The following is a 2,948-nucleotide window of genomic DNA, read 5'->3' as shown; positions in this document are numbered from 1 at the left end:
CGCGAGCCGCCCCTCATTCGGGTGAGACGCGCGGAGTTAAATCACTGATTTGCCCGACGGCGAAAGCGGAATGTTTTGTGCGCGATGACTGGACGAGGCAAATCACTTTGGAATCGCTGGCGAATTTTTCTCCTTCGTCATTCCGGGGCGATGCGACAGCATCGAGCCCGGAATCCATTTCTCCGCCAACACATGCGGCCCGATGGATTCCGGGTTCGCGCTGCGCGCGCCCCGGAATGACGGAGAGTGGTGAGCGCGCGGCCAGTCCCTCGAGACGCCGCTGGCGCGGCTCCTCGGGATGAGGAGCGGAGCTAGCTTCCGCTAAACGAATTGTAGCCCTGGTCTTCCCAGTAGCCGCCCTTGTAGTCGTTGGTGACTTCCATCGAGATCACGTATTTCGGGTTCTTGAAGCCGAGCTTGGTCGGCACCCGGATCTTCATCGGATAGCCGTAGGCGCGCGGCAGGATCTCGTCGGCGAATTTGAAGGTCATCTGCGTCTGCGGATGCAGCGCGGTCGGCATGTCCAGCGGCGAGTTGTAGCCGTCCTTGTCGGCGCACTGGAACCAGACATATTTCGCGCGCGTGTCGGCGCCGACGAGCTTTAAGAAATCGCGCAGCGGCGTGCCGGTCCAACTGCCGATTGCGCTCCAGCCCTCGACGCAGATATGGCGCGTGACCTGCTTGACCTGCGGCAGCTTGTAGAGCTCCTCCAGCGTCCATGGCTTGTTGTTCTCGACCAGGCCGCGCACCTCCAGTTTCCAATCCTTGCCGTCGATATCGGGCGCGTCGTCGAGATCGTAATAGCCGTTGAACGGAAACGGCTTCGTGATGGCGCTTTCAGGAAAGGTCGGCGCCAGCGCGTTCGGATTGAACATCCAGGCCTGCACCGCATCGTTGAACTTCGAAACCTGTGCCAGCATCGTTTCCGCCGAGGAGCTGTCGATGACGTCGCAGCCGGTGAGCAGCGTCAGCGCCCCCAGGCTGGCGCCACCCGTGATGAAGCGCCGGCGTGTCAGATCCGGCATCAGCTTCACGGCGTCCTTGACCAGGAGCTTCTTGTCGACGCCGGGGATCAGGAGCTTGCGCATGCGACCCATGGTCTTTCTCCTTGAACTCAGCGGCCGATGATCATGGCGCGCAGGCTCCTCGGCACCAGGATCGCGAGCGCGACGTGAACAACGAGGAAGGCGACGATCAGCGCCATGCAGATGAAATGGACATAGCGCGCGACGTCATAGCCGCCGAACAGCGCCGTCAGCCACTGCAACTGCACCGGCTTCCAGATCGACAGGCCCGACAGCACGATGATCACACCGACGATGATGATGCCGGCATACAGCAGCTTCTGCACGTAATTGTACTTGGCGAGATCGTCGTGCGAGAGCTTGAAGGTCAGCGCCGCCTTGGTATCCGAGATCACGCCCGCCGGCGTGATCGGCAGCAGCTTCTTGCGGAAGCGGCCGGTGACGAAGCCAAGGACGAGATAGACCAGGCCATTGACCATCAACAGCCACATCGCGGCAAAGTGCCAGAGCAGCGCGCCGCCGAGCCAGCCGCCGAGCGTGATGCTGCGGGAGAACATGAAGTTGAACAGCGGCGAGGCGTTGTAGATCTGCCAGCCCGACATGATCATCAGGATCATCGCCACCGCGTTGATCCAATGCACGATCCGGACCCAGGCCGGCTGGATCACCTTGGTCGTGCTGCTGACTGGGGCTGCGTGCTCGTCGCGGACTGCAAGGCTCGACATGGCTGTTCCTGCTCGGAATTCGTTACGTATTTATACGCCCGGATCGGGGCCTTGTTACCGCGACACCTGGTACCAATGCGATACGAACGGCGCATCGCGGTCACAAAAAAGCGAGCCGGGTTTCCCCGGCTCGCTGGTCTCACGCTGCCTGTCTGGGGGATGAAACAGGCGCGCGCGGGGTTACGAGGCGGGCATCAACACGGTGTCGACCACATGGATCACGCCGTTCGACTGGTTGACATTCGAGATCGTCACCGTCGACCAATTGCCCTTGGCGTCGCCGATCCAGACCTTGCCGTCCTGCTTCTTCACGGTCAGTTCCTCGCCCTCGACGGTCCTAAGCTTCTTGCCGTCGGCAAGGCTGAAGGCCTCATACTTCCCCGGCACGACGTGATAGGTCAGGATCTTGGTCAGCGTCCCCTTGTTCTCCGGCTTGACCAGGGTTTCGACGGTGCCGGCCGGCAGTTTGCCGAACGCCATGTTGGTCGGCGCGAACACCGTGAACGGGCCCTTGCCTTCCAGCGTGCCCACGAGACCAGCGGCCTTCACCGCGGCGACGAGGGTGGTGTGGTCCCTGGAATTGACCGCGTTCTGGATAATGTTCCTGGATGGGAACATCGCGGCGCCGCCGACCATCACGGTCTTCTCCTCGGCGCGAACCGGCGCCAGCACGGTCGCGGTGAGCGCCAGTGCGCTGAACGCTGCGGCGGCGAGAAGTGCTGTATGTTTCGACATGGACAATCTCCCGTTTGGCTAACAATGACCGGCGGAGCTGCCGCCGGGGATGAAAGGCAACGACGGCGCGGCTATTCGATTGCACCGTCGTTGGCCGCAGCTACGGGAGGGTTTGGGACGGGGTTTCGCGGGATAATTTATCGTGATGGCTGAAACTATCTGCGGGCCTGGCCGTGGGGGTGCGCTGCCGTGGGGTGGGCAAAGCGACTTCTTGCGCCACCATCCAACACGGGCGAAGACCGAATCGTGCCCACCATCTAACGACGTGCTCGGAATGGTGGGCACGCTGCGCTTTGCCCACCCTACAAGTTCGCAATCAATAGCATTCGTAGCCCGGATGAAGCGCAGCGTAATCCGGGGACACTGCATCGGCGCATGCTGGAGTGCCCCCAAAAGTGAGACACGGGAAATTAGGGACAGTTCTCTAACGGAGAACGTATGCCCAACAAATCCCCCCGTGTTT

The 2,948-nt window shown here is 61.6% G+C and carries 3 protein-coding genes; all 3 read right to left on the bottom strand.

What is annotated here, in order from left to right; all coding sequences use genetic code 11:
• Window positions 1-311 precede the first annotated feature (311 nt).
• Window positions 312-1,097, bottom strand: a complete 786-nt coding sequence (locus AAFX91_RS40455) for a molybdopterin-binding protein (RefSeq protein WP_394570215.1) — start codon at window positions 1,095-1,097, stop codon at window positions 312-314.
• A 17-nt stretch (window positions 1,098-1,114) separates the two neighbouring features.
• The gene (locus tag AAFX91_RS40450; RefSeq protein WP_394570214.1) at window positions 1,115-1,750 is read right to left on the bottom strand and encodes a cytochrome b/b6 domain-containing protein; all 636 of its coding nucleotides are present in this window, start codon (window positions 1,748-1,750) and stop codon (window positions 1,115-1,117) included.
• A 180-nt stretch (window positions 1,751-1,930) separates the two neighbouring features.
• Window positions 1,931-2,485 carry a fasciclin domain-containing protein gene (locus AAFX91_RS40445; protein ID WP_394570213.1) on the bottom strand — a complete coding sequence of 185 codons (555 nt, stop codon included), beginning with the start codon at window positions 2,483-2,485 and terminating at the stop codon, window positions 1,931-1,933.
• Window positions 2,486-2,948: the final 463 nt, after the last annotated feature.

This window comes from Bradyrhizobium sp. 31Argb (genome assembly GCF_043638955.1).
Lineage (GTDB): Bacteria > Pseudomonadota > Alphaproteobacteria > Rhizobiales > Xanthobacteraceae > Bradyrhizobium.
Note: the sequence above shows the minus strand (reverse complement) of the source record. Positions and strands in the feature narration are given on the sequence as shown.

Coding starts and splice junctions, on each gene's coding strand:
- AAFX91_RS40455 (WP_394570215.1), bottom strand. CDS start 1,097: ATGGGTCGCATGCGCAAGCTCCTGATCCCCGGCGTCGACAAGAAGCTC.
- AAFX91_RS40450 (WP_394570214.1), bottom strand. CDS start 1,750: ATGTCGAGCCTTGCAGTCCGCGACGAGCACGCAGCCCCAGTCAGCAGC.
- AAFX91_RS40445 (WP_394570213.1), bottom strand. CDS start 2,485: ATGTCGAAACATACAGCACTTCTCGCCGCCGCAGCGTTCAGCGCACTG.